Annotated in this window: 9 protein-coding genes and 3 rRNA genes; 5 read left to right on the forward strand and 7 right to left on the reverse strand. The window is 69.3% G+C overall.

Features of this window, described 5'->3' with window-relative positions; translation table 11 throughout:
• Positions 1-12 precede the first annotated feature (12 nt).
• Genes ACSU6Z_RS10960 through mtnA form a run of 4 tightly spaced genes read right to left on the reverse strand, consistent with a single transcriptional unit; the run spans position 13 to position 5770 of the window.
• Positions 13-1857 carry an LpqB family beta-propeller domain-containing protein gene (locus ACSU6Z_RS10960; protein ID WP_437044772.1) on the reverse strand — a complete coding sequence of 615 codons (1845 nt, stop codon included), beginning with the start codon at positions 1855-1857 and terminating at the stop codon, positions 13-15.
• Entirely contained in the window at positions 1847-3931 is a 2085-nt protein-coding gene (gene mtrB / locus ACSU6Z_RS10965) for an MtrAB system histidine kinase MtrB (RefSeq protein ID WP_437044773.1), read from the reverse strand. The genes ACSU6Z_RS10960 and mtrB overlap by 11 nt, the downstream gene beginning before the upstream one ends.
• Position 3932: 1 nt before the next feature.
• Positions 3933-4622, reverse strand: a complete 690-nt coding sequence (gene mtrA / locus ACSU6Z_RS10970) for a two-component system response regulator MtrA (RefSeq protein ID WP_009188938.1) — start codon at positions 4620-4622, stop codon at positions 3933-3935.
• 8 nt (positions 4623-4630) lie between these two features.
• Positions 4631-5770 carry an S-methyl-5-thioribose-1-phosphate isomerase gene (gene mtnA / locus ACSU6Z_RS10975; RefSeq protein ID WP_437044774.1) on the reverse strand — a complete coding sequence of 380 codons (1140 nt, stop codon included), beginning with the start codon at positions 5768-5770 and terminating at the stop codon, positions 4631-4633.
• A 140-nt stretch (positions 5771-5910) separates the two neighbouring features.
• On the opposite strand from mtnA, the gene ACSU6Z_RS10980 reads away from it, so the two are divergent.
• The 5 genes from ACSU6Z_RS10980 to ACSU6Z_RS11000 are packed head-to-tail and all read left to right on the forward strand — an operon-like array spanning position 5911 to position 11542.
• The gene (locus ACSU6Z_RS10980) at positions 5911-7257 is read left to right on the forward strand and encodes a glycerophosphoryl diester phosphodiesterase membrane domain-containing protein (protein ID WP_437044775.1); all 1347 of its coding nucleotides are present in this window, start codon (positions 5911-5913) and stop codon (positions 7255-7257) included.
• A gap of 4 nt (positions 7258-7261) precedes the next feature.
• Positions 7262-8032, forward strand: coding sequence for a DUF4129 domain-containing protein (locus ACSU6Z_RS10985; RefSeq protein WP_437044776.1), 771 nt, complete (start codon positions 7262-7264; stop codon positions 8030-8032).
• Positions 8029-9243: a DUF4350 domain-containing protein gene (locus ACSU6Z_RS10990; protein WP_437044777.1), complete on the forward strand. Its 1215-nt coding sequence runs from the start codon at positions 8029-8031 to the stop codon at positions 9241-9243. Before ACSU6Z_RS10985 ends, ACSU6Z_RS10990 begins: the two co-directional genes overlap by 4 nt.
• Positions 9243-10232: an AAA family ATPase gene (locus ACSU6Z_RS10995; RefSeq protein ID WP_437044778.1), complete on the forward strand. Its 990-nt coding sequence runs from the start codon at positions 9243-9245 to the stop codon at positions 10230-10232. The genes ACSU6Z_RS10990 and ACSU6Z_RS10995 overlap by 1 nt, the downstream gene beginning before the upstream one ends.
• Positions 10232-11542 (forward strand): DUF58 domain-containing protein, encoded by a 1311-nt coding sequence (locus tag ACSU6Z_RS11000; RefSeq protein WP_437044779.1) that lies wholly within the window; start codon positions 10232-10234, stop codon positions 11540-11542. The genes ACSU6Z_RS10995 and ACSU6Z_RS11000 overlap by 1 nt, the downstream gene beginning before the upstream one ends.
• A 97-nt stretch (positions 11543-11639) precedes the next feature.
• On the opposite strand, the gene rrf is transcribed toward ACSU6Z_RS11000, so the two are convergent.
• The 3 genes from rrf to ACSU6Z_RS11015 all read right to left on the reverse strand — a co-directional run bounded on the left by rrf (position 11640) and on the right by ACSU6Z_RS11015 (position 16788).
• Positions 11640-11756 (reverse strand): 5S ribosomal RNA (rrf, locus tag ACSU6Z_RS11005).
• Positions 11757-11831: 75 nt separating this feature from the next.
• A 23S ribosomal RNA gene (locus tag ACSU6Z_RS11010) occupies positions 11832-14955 on the reverse strand.
• Positions 14956-15261: 306 nt separating this feature from the next.
• A 16S ribosomal RNA gene (locus tag ACSU6Z_RS11015) occupies positions 15262-16788 on the reverse strand.
• Together the 16S, 23S and 5S rRNA genes form the textbook arrangement of a ribosomal RNA operon.
• Between the last annotated feature and the right edge of the window lie 103 nt (positions 16789-16891).

Here is a 16891-nt window from a genome sequence, read left to right on the forward strand (position 1 = left end):
CGGCCACGGCCCTCATCCCGGATAGACCGGCGCCGTCCCGTCCGTCACCTTCTGCCACTGCGTCCCGGACGGCAGCCGCACGATCCCGTCCTCCGAGTACGCCACCAGCGGCAACCGCTCGTCCTCGGACGCGGCGATCTCCTGCACGCCGGTGAGGGCCGCGGGCGCCTGCGCCTCCGGCGTGGACCCGTCGACCTGGACGTACCCGATCTGCTGCACGCCCCCGCGCTCGCGCCCCACCACCACGAGCCGGCTGTCCCCGGCCCAGGACATCGCCGTGACCTCCTCCAGCCCCGGCGTCGCGGAGCGCAGCTCGCGAACGGTGACCGCCGGCCGTCCCCCCGCCTTCCCGTCGCGTTCGATCCGCCCGATGAGCAGCGAGCGCTGCCCGTCCTCGTCGCGCACGACGAGCGCGATGCGCACCCCGTCGGCGGCCACCCGCACGTCCTGGACCCGGCCGTCCAGCCCCGGTGTCCGCACCGTCACCGGCTCGCCCCCGCCCCCCTCCAGCACCAGCAGCCGGGGGCGGGCCGGGTCGCGGTCGACGACCCACAGGTCCCCCTGCGCGTCCCAGCTGGGCGTCGACAGCCGCTCCTGCTCCGTCCGGCCCCGGCTGACCAGCACCGGCTCCCCGAGCGAACCGCCCGAGACCAGCGGGGCGACATACAGCGCGCTGCCGTCCGGACCGACCCCGGCCGCGCTGTGCTCGTCACGCGCCACGGCCGCCGACCTCAGCCCGGTCCCGCCGGCGCCCAGCGCCCCGGGCACGGGCTCGGCCCGGGTGGCGCTGCTGCCGGCGGGAAGCCGCACCAGACGTCCCTCGCCGTCGATGAAGTACAGGTAGTCGGGGTGCTGCGCCGAGCCGCGCGCCGCGACCATCGCGGCCCGGCCCTCGGTGAGCGAGCACATCCGCTCGCCGCCCGCCCGCAGATCGACCTCGTCCACCGCGGGGGTGAGGGTGCGCAGCGTGAACAGCAGTTGGGCCGCCATCTCCTCGCACGTGTCCGAACCGGCCCGGGCGGCCCTGTCGTTCAGCGGCACCGTCAGCCGGTTGCGGTCGTCGGGCGTCAGCGAGGAGACGCCCTTCGCCAGCGCCGTACCGCTGGGGAAGCTGGATCTGACCACGGGGCCCAGCAGCCGCGTCGGCCCGCTGAGCAGGGAGCGCACCGCCTGCGTCAAGGGGTCCACGCGCTTGCGCACGTAGACGGGGTCGGCGACGGCCATCGGCTGCCCGCCCGCCCCGCTCCCGGTGCCCGAGGTGTGGTTCGAGGCGAAGTAGTACTTGTTGACGGACATGTAGTTGCGCTGGAAGTCCGACTTGCCCATCACGACGCCCTGCGGCACCGTGTCGATCCGCCACTGGCCGCTCTTGCCGTCCCGCGTCAGATGCACCGGCGCCCGGTACTGTCCGTCGGCGGGCGTGTACGACTGCTGCGCGTCGACCGTGGCGACCTTGGTGCCGGTCAGGGTGAGCGAGTAGGCGTCGGCGTCCACCCGGTCGCCCGCGTGGCCCGGCTCGGTGCCCGGCCCGTCGGCGAGCACCGTCGTGGCCAGCTCGGGCCGCCACGTCTTGCGCGCCGCCTCCGTCAGGTATTCCCGCGCCGTCTCGTAGTGGGGGTCGTCGCTGGTGAGCGCCTCCAGGAAGCCCTGCACGATCTCCGAGGGCGGAGCGTCCTCGGCCGGCGGCATGGCGAACACCCGCACCTGTGTGTCCTGGCGGGGCGTGGACTCCACGCCCCGCAGATCCCCGCTGTCGGGCATGCTGGCGCACCCCGCCAGCAGGACGGCCCCGCCGACGGCGTACGCCACCGCGCGCGCCGGCGCCCGCCGGCGGCTCCCCTCGCGGTCAGCGGCCACGACATGCCTCCCCTTGGCTGTTCGGTTCCTCCTCCGGCCTGCCGGCCGGGTGTCCGTCGCGTCCGTCGCTGCCCGCGGTGACCGGTCCGTCGGCGGCCGGGCCGCCCTGGTGCGGGGTCACCGGCACCGGCCGCGGCACCACGCGCGCGCCGCTGCCGGGCAGCGCCGTCGGGTCCGCCGCGGGCGCCGCGGCCGGCCTCGGCGGGATCGTGTCCCGGGCCGGCCCGGCGGACGTCCGGCCGGCCGTCGGCTGCGCCGGAACGGTGACGGCCTGCGCCCCGCCGCACGTCACCGCGGTCTCGTCCGTCCCGCCGCGGCGCCGCGAGTCCGCGGGCTCCAGCGGTATCGGGGAGCCCCGCAGCGGCTCGTCCGCGGTCCTCGGCAGCGTCAGCCGGAACTGCGAGCCGCCGCCCGGCTCGCCCCACGCCTGCAGCCAGCCCCCGTGCAGCCGGGCGTCCTCCAGGGCGATCGACAGCCCCAGGCCCGTGCCGCCGGTGGTCCGCGCGCGTGCCGGGTCGGCCCGCCAGAAACGGCTGAAGACCCGGGTCGCCTCGCCGGGCTTGAGCCCGACGCCGTAGTCGCGCACCGCGACCGCGACCGCGCCGCCCGCCGCGGCCAGCCTGACCACGACGTCCTTGCCCTCGCCGTGCTCGACGGCGTTGACGACGAGGTTGCGCAGGATGCGCTCCACACGCCGGGCGTCGGCCTCGGCGACCACGGGCTGCCGGTCGCCGACGACGCGTATCCGCGTGCCCTTGCGCTCGGCGAGCGGCTCGGCGCCGCCGACGACGCGCCGGACGACCTCCCTGAGGTCGATCGGCTCCGCCTCCAGCGCCGCCGCGCCCGCGTCGAACCGGCTGATCTCCAGCAGGTCCGCCAGCAGCGACTCGAACCGGTCCAGCTGGTCGGCGAGCAGCTCCGCCGACCGGGCGGTGACCGGGTCGAAGTCCTCGCGCGCCTCGTGGATGACGTCGGCGGCCATCCGCACGGTCGTCAGCGGCGTCCGCAGCTCGTGGGAGACGTCGGAGACGAACCGCCGCTGCATCCGCGACAGGTCCTCCAGCTGACTGATCTTCAGCTGAAGGTTCTGCGCCATCTTGTTGAAGGCCTCGCCGAGCCGCGCGATGTCGTCCTCGCCGGTGACCTTCATCCGCTCCTGCAGCCGCCCGGCGGACAGCCGCTCGGCGACCCCCGCCGCCATCCGCACCGGCGTGACGACCTGCCGCACGACCAGCCACGCGATCGCCCCGAACAGGACGACGACGAAGAGCCCGGCCGTCGCCAGCGTCCCCTTGACCAGGCTGAGCGACTTCTCCTCCTGCGTCAGCGGGAAGAGGTAGTACAGCTGGTACGGATCGCCGTTGGGGTCGTTGACCCGCTTGCCGATGACCAGCGCCGGCTGGGACTCCTCGGAGGAGTTGTAGAAGATGCGGGTGTAGCTCTGGGCCGCGGTCGTACTGCTGTCGACCCGCTCCCGCAGGCTCTCGGGGATGCTGGCCGACGGGGCGACGTCACCGGAGGAGCGCGGGCCGCGTCCGCCGCCGCTGTCGCCGCCCACGGGGAGGGTGACCACGTCGAACGCGCCCTGGCCGCCGCTGGAGAGCGAGTAGACCAGGTCGCTCATCCACTGGATGACGTTCTGCGAGGGACGGTCGCCGACCGGCGTGCCGGGGTCGCCGGCCGCGGTCGCCGCCTCGTCGGCGCGCTGCTTGGCCGCCGCGAAACCACCCGTGGCCTGGCTCTGCGACGCCTTCACCTTGGCGTCCAGCAGGCCGTTGCGGACCTGCCCGATCACGACGAAGCCCAGCAGCAGCACCACGCCCAGCGACATCAGCAGCGTGGTGACGACGACCTTGAGCTGGAGGTTGCGCCGCCACAGCCGTATGACGGGCAGCAGCGGGCGGCGCACCCAGCGCGTGAACAGACGGAGCACCAGGCTGCCCCGCATCCCGCCGTGCAACAGGCTGCCCCCCAGGAGACGGCCCCGGCGGGAACCGGGCCCCTTCCGGCCGACAGGCCGCCCGGCGCGGGTCCCGGACCGGGCGGGCACCGGAGCGGCACTGTCCCCGGACACGTCAGCTCGGCCCGGCCTTGTAACCGACGCCACGGACGGTCACCACGATCTCCGGCTTCTCCGGGTCCTTCTCGACCTTGGAGCGCAGCCGCTGCACATGGACGTTGACCAGCCGCGTGTCGGCCGCGTGCCGGTAACCCCACACCTGCTCGAGCAGCACCTCGCGCGTGAACACCTGCCACGGCTTGCGCGCCAGCGCCACCAGCAGGTCGAACTCCAGCGGCGTCAGCGCGATCGACTGCCCGTCCCGCTTCACGGAGTGCCCGGCCACGTCGATGACCAGGTCGCCGATGGCGAGCTGCTCCGGCGCCGGCTCCTCCGACCTGCGCAGCCGCGCCCGGATGCGGGCCACCAGCTCCTTCGGCTTGAACGGCTTCACGATGTAGTCGTCGGCGCCCGACTCCAGGCCCACGACGACGTCGACGGTGTCGCTCTTGGCCGTCAGCATCACGATCGGCACCCCGGACTCCGCCCTGATCAGGCGGCACACCTCGATGCCGTCCCGGCCGGGCAGCATCAGGTCGAGCAGCACCAGATCCGGCTTGGCCTCACGAAAGGCGGCCAGCGCCTTGTCGCCGTCGGCTACGAAAGACGGCTCAAAACCCTCACCACGCAGCACAATGCCGAGCATCTCGGCCAGTGCGGTGTCGTCGTCGACGACAAGGACTCGTCCCTTCATAAACGACATCATCCCATTAGCTAAATCGTTACCTGGCGTGACCTGGCACACAGCGCGGCGAGCGCCTCGCCCGTCACGGGCGAGACGATCCCCTCCTCGGTGACGATCGCCGTCACCAGCTCCGGCGGTGTCACGTCGAACGCCGGGTTGTACGCCTGGGTCCCCAGGGGCGCCACCGGTATCCCGCCCCCCGCACCCGCCACCGGCACCTGCGGTGCCATGACCTCCGTCACCTCGTGCCCGGCGCGCTGCTCCACCTCGATGGAGGCCCCGTCGGGCGTGTCCGCGTCCACCGTCGTCACCGGCGCCACCACGATGAACGGCACGTGGTGGTACCGCGCGAGCACCGCCAGCGGGTAACTCCCCACCTTGTTCGCCACCGAACCGTCGGCCGCGATGCGGTCCGCCCCGATCAGCACCGCGTCCACCTCCCCGGCCGCGAACAGCGAACCCGCCGCGCTGTCGGTGAGCAGCGTGTACGCCATGCCGCTGCGGGCCGCCTCGTACGCCGTCAGACGAGCACCCTGCAGCAGCGGACGCGTTTCGTCCACCCACAGGCGCCTGAGCCGTCCCGCCCGGTGCGCCGCCAGCGCCACCGCGAACGCCGTCCCCTCGCCGCCGGACACCAGCGCACCGGTGTTGCAGTGGGTGAGGATCCGGTGCCCGCCGCCGGGCAGCAGCTCGTCCAGCAGGGCCAGCCCGTGCTCCGCCATACGGGCGCTGGCCTCGGCGTCCTCCCGGTGCAGCGTCCGCGCCGCGGCCAGCGCGGCCTCGGCGGCCCGCCGCCCGTCACCGCCCCCGGCGAGCGCGGCCCGGTACGCGGACCGGGCACGGCGCACACCGACGGCGAGGTTCACCGCGGTGGGCCGGGCCCCCGCCAGGGCCGTCGCGGCCTCGTCCACGTCGAAGCCCCGCGCGGCGGCGAGCGCGACGCCGTACGCTCCCGCGATGCCGAGCAGCGGCGCCCCGCGCACAGCGAGCGAGCGGATCGCCTCCACCAGTGCCGACGCGTCCGTACAGACCAGTTCCACCTCCTCGGCCGGCAGCCTGGTCTGGTCCAGCAGGACCAGCACCGGTCCTTCGGGGGGTTCCTCCCAGCGGATCGCCGGGGTCTCGGTCGGCCGCTTGTCCTCGCCGCTGTGCGCGTACTGATCAGCCATGCCGTCAGTCTGCCCGCTGTCCCGCGGACAATTGAAGGTGCACAGCCCCTGCCTCGGTCGATCCACACCGAACCACCCCATGGCACGATGGCTGCCAACCTGCCGCCGCGACCGCGGACGGGCATCGTGAAGGAGCGACGATGAACGACACTCCGGGCTGGGCCTCGCCCGGATCCACCCCGTCCGACGGACGGGACCCCGGCGCGTCCGCACCCGCCGACCGGCCCGGTTCCGGTCGGCCGGACGAGCAGCCGACGGGTCCGGGCGCCAAGTGGTCCGCGCAGCAGCCGCCACCGGGCCAGTGGTCCGCGCCCGCCGGCCCGGCCGCCCCGAACCAGTCCCCGCCGCCCGGCCCCGGCTGGGGCACCCCGCCCCCCGGCGGCCCCGCGGGCGGACACGGCGCTCCCGGAGGCGGCCACCCCGGCCCCGGCGGATACGGCCCGCCCGGCGGCGGATACGGCGCCCCCGGCCCGTACGGCGGCTGGGGCGGCCCCCCGCCCGCGGCCAAGCCCGGCGTGATCCCGCTCCGCCCGCTCGGCGTCGGCGAGATCCTCGACGGCGCCGTCTCCACCATGCGCACCTACTGGCGCACCGTCCTCGGCATCGCCCTGGCCGTCGCCGTCGTCACCGAGATCGCCGTCGTGCTCCTCCAGGGCCTGGTCCTGGAGGACACCCGCGCCCGGACCCTCGAGGACCCGAGCGCCACCTTCGACGAACTGGCGCGCGCCATGGCCGACATCATGCTCGGCACGGGCGTCGTGTACCTGATCAGCCTGATCGGCACGGTCGTGGCGACCGCCCTGCTCACGACCGTCACCAGCCGCGCCGTGCTCGGCAAGCCCGTGACCACCGGTGAGGCCTGGCGGGACGCCCGTCCCCGGATACCGAGACTGTTCGGCCTGATCCTGCTGCTGATGCTCATCACCGCCGGCATCGTCGCCGTCGGCGCCCTGCCCGGCATCCTCGTGAGCGTCACGGCGGGCAGCGCACCGGGCCTCGCCCTCTCCTTCCTGGGCATACTCGGCGCCGTCGTGCTCTGCGTGTGGCTGATGGTCCGCTTCTCCCTCGCCTCGCCTGCGCTGATGCTGGAGAAGCAGGGCGTCAAGAAGGCGCTGAGCCGCTCCGTCAAACTGGTGCGGGGATCCTGGTGGCGCGTCTTCGGCATCCAGCTGCTCGCGGTGGTCGTCACGAACATCGTCGCGTCGATCATCGTCGTGCCCTTCACCCTCCTCGCCGCCACCCTCGACGGCGAGGGGCTCTCCGGATTCGTCGACGGCACCGGCACCTACAGCTGGACGTTCCTCGTCATCACCGGCGTCGGCGCGGTGATCGGCTCCGTGATCACCATGCCGATCACGGCCGGCGTCACCGTGCTCCTCTACATCGACCAGCGCATCCGCCGCGAGGCACTCGACCTCGAACTGACCCGCGCCGCCGGTGTCCAGGGCCGCGGCTCCGGCACCCCCGGCGCCACCCCGGGAGGCTGATGCGGTGACCTGGACGGGGGGAGTTCTCACCGAGGCGCCGGCGCGCACCGCCGTACGGACGTCGCTGCGCGCCGGCGACACCGCCGTACGAGCGCTGCCGCGCTCCGGCGACGAGCCGCCGCTGACGATCCCGCGCGACCCCGCGCGGGAGGCGGCGCGACGCGAGCTGTCCAAGCGCATGTACCACGAGAACGACCCCGGCTGGTTCCAGCGGGCCCTCGACCTCTTCTGGGACTGGGTCGGCGACCTGTTCCGCGCCGCCTCCGGCGCGACCCCTGGGGGAGCACTCGGCCTGGTCGTCGTCGTCCTGGCCGTCGTGGCGGTGCTGGGCGCCCTGTGGTGGCGCCTGGGCACCCCCCGCCGCCGGCCCGCCACCTCCGCCGCCGTCTTCGGCGACCGTCCCCGCAGCGCCGCCGAACACCGCGCCGCCGCCGAGGCACACGCCGCCCAGGGCCACTGGAACCAGGCCGTCCAGGAACGCATGCGGGCCGTCGTCCGCGCCTTGGAGGAACGCGCCCTCCTCGACGTCCGCCCCGGTCGCACCGCCGACGAGGCGGCCACGGAAGCCGGCCGCGCCCTGCCCGCCCATACCGACGGGCTGCGCACCGCCGCCCGCGCCTTCGACGACGTGACGTACGGCGGCCGGACGGCGACGGAGCAGTCGTACCGGCACCTCGCCGCCCTCGACCGCGACCTGGAACGCACCAAACCCCAGCTCACCGGCGCCGGCCCCCGCGGCGCGGACCACCACACCCGCCAGGGAGCCGCCGGATGACCATCGAGGCCGCGCTCCCGTCCACCTCGGCCTCGCCCACCGCGCGCCAGGTGTGGACCAGCGTGCGAGGCGTCGTCCTCGCCCTCCTTCTGCTGCTCGCCGGGGCCGTCGCGATCGCTGTGGTCCGCTCCGACGCCCGGCACGGCGAGCTCGACCCGCGCTCCGCCGACCCCCGCGGCAGCCGCGCCGTCGCCGAACTCCTCGCCGACCGCGGTGTCACCACCCGTGTGGTCACCACGCTCGCCGAGGCCCGCACCGCGACCGGCCGCGACACCACCCTCCTGGTCGCCGTCCCCGATCTCCTGACCGAACGCCGGCAGAACGAGCTGCGCTCCGCGACCACCGGCTCCGGCGGCCGCACCGTCCTGGTCGCCCCCGGCAGCCCGTCCGTCGAACGGCTCGCCCCCGGTGTCACCGCCGACCCCGCGACCAGCCCCGACTCGACGCTCTCCCCGGACTGCGACCTGCCCGCCGCCCGCCGCGCCGGCCCCGCCGACACCGGCGGCATCCGCTACACCACCACCCACCTCGACGCCGACTCCTGCTACCCCAGCCAGCGCCTGGCCACCCTGCTGCGCCTCCCCGACGCCTCCGGAAGCGGCGACACCATCGTCCTCGGCGCGCCCGACATCCTCCTCAACGACCGCCTCGACGAGCAGGGCAACGCCTCGCTCGCCCTCCAGCTCCTCGGCTCCCGCCCCCATCTGGTCTGGTACCTCCCCTCCCCCTCCGACACGTCGGCCGTCACCCCCGACGACGAGCGCGGCTTCTTCGACCTGCTCCCCCCGGGCTGGCTCTGGGGCACCCTGCAACTCTTCGTCGCGGCAGCTCTGGCCGCCCTGTGGAGGGCACGCCGACTGGGTCCCCTGGTGCCCGAGAGGCTCCCCGTCGCGATCCGCGCCTCGGAAACCACCGAGGGCCGCGCCCGCCTCTACCGCGCCGCCGACGCCCGCGACCGCGCCGCCGACGCCCTCCGCTCCGCCACCCGCACACGCCTCGCCCCCCTTGTAGGCATCCCCGCGTCCCAGGCGCACACGCCCGAGGTCCTGCTCCCCGCCCTGTCCGCCCGGCTCCGCACCGCACCCGGCGACCACGGCGACGGACGGTCCCCGCGCACCCTCCTCTTCGGCCCGCCGCCCGGCGACGACGCGGCCCTGATCACCCTCGCCGACCGACTCGACGCCCTCGAAAGTGAGGTACGCCGTCCATGATGGACCCGACCACTGACAACGCCGGGCCGACCGGGGACGCGGGCACCGCCCGCGCCGCTCTGGAAGCCCTGCGCGCCGAGATCGCCAAGGCCGTGGTCGGTCAGGACCCCGCGGTGACGGGCCTCGTCGTCGCCCTGCTCTGCCGCGGCCACGTCCTCCTCGAAGGCGTCCCCGGCGTCGCCAAGACCCTCCTCGTCCGCGCTCTCGCCTCCGCCCTCGAACTCGACACCAAACGCGTCCAGTTCACCCCCGACCTCATGCCGAGCGACGTGACGGGCTCCCTCGTCTACGACGCCCGCACCGCCGAGTTCTCCTTCCAGCCCGGCCCGGTCTTCACCAACCTCCTCCTCGCCGACGAGATCAACCGCACGCCCCCCAAGACCCAGTCGTCCCTCCTCGAAGCCATGGAGGAGCGCCAGGTCACGGTCGACGGCACCCCGCGCCCCCTCCCCGACCCGTTCCTGGTCGCGGCCACCCAGAACCCGGTCGAGTACGAGGGCACCTACCCCCTCCCGGAAGCCCAGCTGGACCGCTTCCTCCTCAAGCTCACCGTCCCCCTCCCCTCCCGCCAGGACGAGATCGACGTCCTCACCCGCCACGCCGCCGGCTTCGACCCGCGCGACCTGCGCGCCGCCGGCGTACGCCCGGTGGCGAACGCCGCCGACCTGGAGGCGGCCCGCACCGCGATCGCCAGGACCACGGTCTCCCCGGAGATCACCGCCTACGTCGTCGACATCTGCCGCGCCACCCGCGAATCCCCCTCCCTCGCCCTCGGTGTCTCCCCCCGCGGCGCGACCGCCCTCCTGTCCACGTCCCGTGCCTGGGCCTGGCTCACCGGCCGTGACTACGTCACCCCCGACGACGTCAAAGCCCTCGCCCTGCCGACCCTGCGCCACCGCGTCCAGCTCCGCCCGGAAGCCGAGATGGAGGGCGTGACGGCCGACTCCGTCATCGACGCGATCCTGACCCACGTCCCGGTTCCCCGCTGATGGCGCTCACCGGACGCACCGCACTCCTCGCGGCCCTGGGCTCGCTCCCCGTCGGCATCTGGGAGCCCGGCTGGACGGGCCTCCTCGCGGTCAACGCCCCCCTGGCCTTGGCCTGCGCCTGCGACTACGCCTTGGCCGCCCCCGTACGGCGCCTGCGTCTGACTCGTTCCGGCGACACCTCCGTCCGCCTGGGCGACACCGCCGATGTCACCCTCACGGTCGCCAACCCGTCCCGCCGCCCGCTCCGTGCCCACCTCCGCGACGCCTGGCCCCCCAGCAGTTGGCAGCCCGGCACGGAAGCGGCGGCCTCCCGCCACCGCGTGACGATCGCTCCCGGCGAGCGCCGCCGCCTCACCACCCGGCTGCATCCCACCCGCCGCGGCGACCGCCGGGCCGACCGCGTCACCATCCGCTCCTACGGCCCCCTGGGCCTGGTCTTCCGTCAGGGCACCCACCGGGTCCCTTGGACACTGCGTGTCCTGCCCCCCTTCACCAGCCGCAAGCATCTCCCCTCCAAGCTGGCCCGCCTCCGTGAACTCGACGGCCGCACGAGCGTCCTGTCCCGCGGGGAGGGAACGGAGTTCGACAGCTTGCGCGAGTACGTCCCGGGTGACGACACCCGTTCCATCGACTGGCGCGCCACGGCCCGCCACTCCGCGGTCGCGGTACGCACCTGGCGCCCCGAACGCGACCGCCGCATCCTGCTGGTCCTCGACACCGGCCGGACTTCCGCCGGCCGCGTGGGCGACGCGCCCCGCCTGGACGCATCGATGGATGCGGCCCTGCTGCTGGCGGCTCTGGCCTCCCGCGCCGGCGACCGCGTCGATCTCCTCGCCTACGACCGCCGCGTCCGCGCCCTCGTCCAGGGCCGCGCGGCGGATGAGGTCCTCCCCTCCCTGGTCAACGCGATGGCGGCGCTGGAACCGGAGCTGGTCGAAACGGATGCCCGGGGTCTCACCGCCACGGCCCTGCGCACAGCGCCCCGCCGCTCGCTGATCGTCCTTCTCACCGCACTCGACGCGGCTCCGATCGAAGAGGGCCTCCTGCCCGTCCTCGCCCAGCTCACGCAGCGCCATACGGTTCTTCTGGCATCCGTGGCGGACCCGCACATCGCGACCATGTCCAAAGCCCGGGGAAGCACAGAGGCGGTGTACGAGGCCGCGGCTGCCGCCCACGCCCAAGCGGAGCGGCACCGCACCGCTGAGCAACTCCGTCGCCACGGTGTCACGGTCGTCGATGCCCTGCCGGACGACCTGGCTCCGGCACTGTCCGACGTCTACCTGGCTCTGAAGGCGGCAGGCCGCCTATGACCTGAAGGAACCGAGGCCTCAAGGCCTCATTCCCTCTGATTTCCCTGCAAAAAAAGAAAACCCCGCATCGTATGATGCGGGGTTTTCCTCAATGATTGTTCGGCGGCGTCCTACTCTCCCACAGGGTCCCCCCTGCAGTACCATCGGCGCTGTAGAGCTTAGCTTCCGGGTTCGGAATGTAACCGGGCGTTTCCCCTACGCTATAACCACCGAAACACTATGAAACAAACAACAACCAGCAAAATGGCCGTTCGTGGTTTCAGAACCAACACAGTGGACGCGAGCAACTGAGGACAAGCCCTCGGCCTATTAGTACCGGTCACCTCCACACCTCACGGTGCTTCCAGATCCGGCCTATCAACCCAGTCGTCTACTGGGAGCCTTACCCCATCAAGTGGGTGGGAGTCCTCATCTCGAAGCAGGCTTCCCGCTTAGATGCTTTCAGCGGTTATCCCTCCCGAACGTAGCCAACCAGCCATGCCCTTGGCAGAACAACTGGCACACCAGAGGTTCGTCCGTCCCGGTCCTCTCGTACTAGGGACAGCCCTTCTCAAGACTCCTACGCGCACAGCGGATAGGGACCGAACTGTCTCACGACGTTCTAAACCCAGCTCGCGTACCGCTTTAATGGGCGAACAGCCCAACCCTTGGGACCGACTCCAGCCCCAGGATGCGACGAGCCGACATCGAGGTGCCAAACCATCCCGTCGATATGGACTCTTGGGGAAGATCAGCCTGTTATCCCCGGGGTACCTTTTATCCGTTGAGCGACGGCGCTTCCACAAGCCACCGCCGGATCACTAGTCCCGACTTTCGTCCCTGCTCGACCCGTCGGTCTCACAGTCAAGCTCCCTTGTGCACTTACACTCAACACCTGATTACCAACCAGGCTGAGGGAACCTTTGGGCGCCTCCGTTACCCTTTAGGAGGCAACCGCCCCAGTTAAACTACCCATCAGACACTGTCCCTGATCCGGATCACGGACCCAGGTTAGACATCCAGCACGACCAGACTGGTATTTCAACGACGACTCCACCCCAACTGGCGTTGGAACTTCACAGTCTCCCAGCTATCCTACACAAGCCGAACCGAACACCAATATCAAACTGTAGTAAAGGTCCCGGGGTCTTTCCGTCCTGCTGCGCGAAACGAGCATCTTTACTCGTAGTGCAATTTCACCGGGCCTATGGTTGAGACAGTCGAGAAGTCGTTACGCCATTCGTGCAGGTCGGAACTTACCCGACAAGGAATTTCGCTACCTTAGGATGGTTATAGTTACCACCGCCGTTTACTGGCGCTTAAGTTCTCAGCTTCGCCTGGACGAATCCAAGCTAACCGGTCCCCTTAACGTTCCAGCACCGGGCAGGCGTCAGTCCGTATACATCGCCTTACGGCTTCGCACGGACCTGTGTTTTTAGTAAACAGTCGCTTCTCGCTGGTCTCTGCGGCCACACCCAGCTCCGGCAGCACGTGCCTTCACCAGACGTGGCCCCCCTTCTCCCGAAGTTACGGGGGCATTTTGCCGAGTTCCTTAACCATAGTTCACCCGAACGCCTCGGTATTCTCTACCTGACCACCTGAGTCGGTTTAGGGTACGGGCCGCCATGAAACTCGCTAGAGGCTTTTCTCGACAGCATAGGATCATCCACTTCACCACAATCGGCTCGGCATCAGGTCTCAGACTGTATGCCAGGCGGATTTACCTACCTGACGTCCTACACCCTTACCCCGGGACAACCACCGCCCGGGATGGACTACCTTCCTGCGTCACCCCATCACTCACCTACTACCAGCTCGGGCCACCGGCTCCACCACTCCGACCTCGTCCGAAGACTCGGCCGGCGGCTTCACGGGCTTAGCATCACTGGATTCGATGTTTGACGCTTCACAGCGGGTACCGGAATATCAACCGGTTATCCATCGACTACGCCTGTCGGCCTCGCCTTAGGTCCCGACTTACCCTGGGCAGATCAGCTTGACCCAGGAACCCTTAGTCAATCGGCGCACACGTTTCTCACGTGTGAATCGCTACTCATGCCTGCATTCTCACTCGTCAACCGTCCACAACTACCTTCCGGTGCTGCTTCACCCGGCAGACGACGCTCCCCTACCCATCACGATCCCCGTTGGGGGTACATATCGCAATGACACGACTTCGGCGGTGCGCTTGAGCCCCGCTACATTGTCGGCGCGGAATCACTAGACCAGTGAGCTATTACGCACTCTTTCAAGGGTGGCTGCTTCTAAGCCAACCTCCTGGTTGTCTCTGCGACTCCACATCCTTTCCCACTTAGCGTACGCTTAGGGGCCTTAGTCGATGCTCTGGGCTGTTTCCCTCTCGACCATGGAGCTTATCCCCCACAGTCTCACTGCCGCGCTCTCACTTACCGGCATTCGGAGTTTGGCTAAGGTCAGTAACCCGGTAGGGCCCATCGCCTATCCAGTGCTCTACCTCCGGCAAGAAACACACGACGCTGCACCTAAATGCATTTCGGGGAGAACCAGCTATCACGGAGTTTGATTGGCCTTTCACCCCTAACCACAGGTCATCCCCCAGGTTTTCAACCCTGGTGGGTTCGGTCCTCCACGAAGTCTTACCTCCGCTTCAACCTGCCCATGGCTAGATCACTCCGCTTCGGGTCTTGAGCGTGCTACTCCACCGCCCTATTCGGACTCGCTTTCGCTACGGCTACCCCACCCGGGTTAACCTCGCAACACACCGCAAACTCGCAGGCTCATTCTTCAAAAGGCACGCAGTCACGAGAGTGAAGCAAGCTCCACTCCGACGCTCCCACGGCTTGTAGGCACACGGTTTCAGGTACTATTTCACTCCCCTCCCGGGGTACTTTTCACCATTCCCTCACGGTACTATCCGCTATCGGTCACCAGGGAATATTTAGGCTTAGCGGGTGGTCCCGCCAGATTCACACGGGATTTCTCGGGCCCCGTGCTACTTGGGTGTCTCTCAAACGAGCCGCTGACGTTTCGACTACGGGGGTCTTACCCTCTACGCCGGACCTTTCGCATGTCCTTCGCCTACATCAACGGTTTCTCACTCGTCTCACGGCCGGCAGACCGTGAAAGAGAGATCCCACAACCCCGCATACGCAACCCCTGCCGGGTCTCACACGCATACGGTTTGGCCTCATCCGGTTTCGCTCGCCACTACTCCCGGAATCACGGTTGTTTTCTCTTCCTGCGGGTACTGAGATGTTTCACTTCCCCGCGTTCCCTCCACACTGCCTATGTGTTCAGCAGCGGGTGACAGCCCATGACGACTGCCGGGTTTCCCCATTCGGACACCCCCGGATCAAAGCCTGGTTGACGACTCCCCGGGGCCTATCGCGGCCTCCCACGTCCTTCATCGGTTCCTGGTGCCAAGGCATCCACCGTGCGCCCTTAAAAACTTGGCCACAGATGCTCGCGTCCACTGTGCAGTTCTCAAACAACGACCAGCCACCCGTCACAACCCGCCGAAGCAGACCTTTACCGGGGCCGGCGACTGAAGGCGACCTTGCGGCCGAACCCTCAGACACCCAACAGCGTGCCCGACACCCCTCGCTGACAAGAACCACGTTCCACGCCGAAGCAGTACTAGCGCTCTCATCATCCGAAGTGTGCCGAGTAGTCAACGTTCCACCCATGAGCAACCAGTGCGAGACGTTCGCTCGCATGCTGGCCTCTGACCCGGACAAGTCCGAGTAAGAAGTGCTCCTTAGAAAGGAGGTGATCCAGCCGCACCTTCCGGTACGGCTACCTTGTTACGACTTCGTCCCAATCGCCAGTCCCACCTTCGACAGCTCCCTCCCACAAGGGGTTGGGCCACCGGCTTCGGGTGTTACCGACTTTCGTGACGTGACGGGCGGTGTGTACAAGGCCCGGGAACGTATTCACCGCAGCAATGCTGATCTGCGATTACTAGCGACTCCGACTTCATGGGGTCGAGTTGCAGACCCCAATCCGAACTGAGACCGGCTTTTTGAGATTCGCTCCACCTCACGGTATCGCAGCTCATTGTACCGGCCATTGTAGCACGTGTGCAGCCCAAGACATAAGGGGCATGATGACTTGACGTCGTCCCCACCTTCCTCCGAGTTGACCCCGGCGGTCTCCCGTGAGTCCCCAGCACCACAAGGGCCTGCTGGCAACACGGGACAAGGGTTGCGCTCGTTGCGGGACTTAACCCAACATCTCACGACACGAGCTGACGACAGCCATGCACCACCTGTACACCGACCACAAGGGGGACCCTGTCTCCAGGGTTTTCCGGTGTATGTCAAGCCTTGGTAAGGTTCTTCGCGTTGCGTCGAATTAAGCCACATGCTCCGCCGCTTGTGCGGGCCCCCGTCAATTCCTTTGAGTTTTAGCCTTGCGGCCGTACTCCCCAGGCGGGGCACTTAATGCGTTAGCTGCGGCACGGACGACGTGGAATGTCGCCCACACCTAGTGCCCACCGTTTACGGCGTGGACTACCAGGGTATCTAATCCTGTTCGCTCCCCACGCTTTCGCTCCTCAGCGTCAGTATCGGCCCAGAGATCCGCCTTCGCCACCGGTGTTCCTCCTGATATCTGCGCATTTCACCGCTACACCAGGAATTCCGATCTCCCCTACCGAACTCTAGCCTGCCCGTATCGACTGCAGACCCGGGGTTAAGCCCCGGGCTTTCACAACCGACGCGACAAGCCGCCTACGAGCTCTTTACGCCCAATAATTCCGGACAACGCTCGCGCCCTACGTATTACCGCGGCTGCTGGCACGTAGTTAGCCGGCGCTTCTTCTGCAGGTACCGTCACTTGCGCTTCTTCCCTGCTGAAAGAGGTTTACAACCCGAAGGCCGTCATCCCTCACGCGGCGTCGCTGCATCAGGCTTGCGCCCATTGTGCAATATTCCCCACTGCTGCCTCCCGTAGGAGTCTGGGCCGTGTCTCAGTCCCAGTGTGGCCGGTCGCCCTCTCAGGCCGGCTACCCGTCGTCGCCTTGGTGAGCCATTACCTCACCAACAAGCTGATAGGCCGCGGGCTCATCCTGCACCGCCGGAGCTTTCCAGCCTCACGGATGCCCGTGAAACTCGTATCCGGTATTAGACCCCGTTTCCAGGGCTTGTCCCAGAGTGCAGGGCAGATTGCCCACGTGTTACTCACCCGTTCGCCACTAATCCACCCCCGAAGGGGCTTCATCGTTCGACTTGCATGTGTTAAGCACGCCGCCAGCGTTCGTCCTGAGCCAGGATCAAACTCTCCGTGAATGCTTCCCCGTACTCGGGGCGACACACACGAGAGCGGTGCGAGAGGAGGAATAATCCTCCCGCACACAGCATCCTCGCTGTGATTTTTCAAAGGAACCTCGAC

The organism is Streptomyces sp. enrichment culture (genome assembly GCF_964273145.1).
GTDB lineage: Bacteria > Actinomycetota > Actinomycetes > Streptomycetales > Streptomycetaceae > Streptomyces.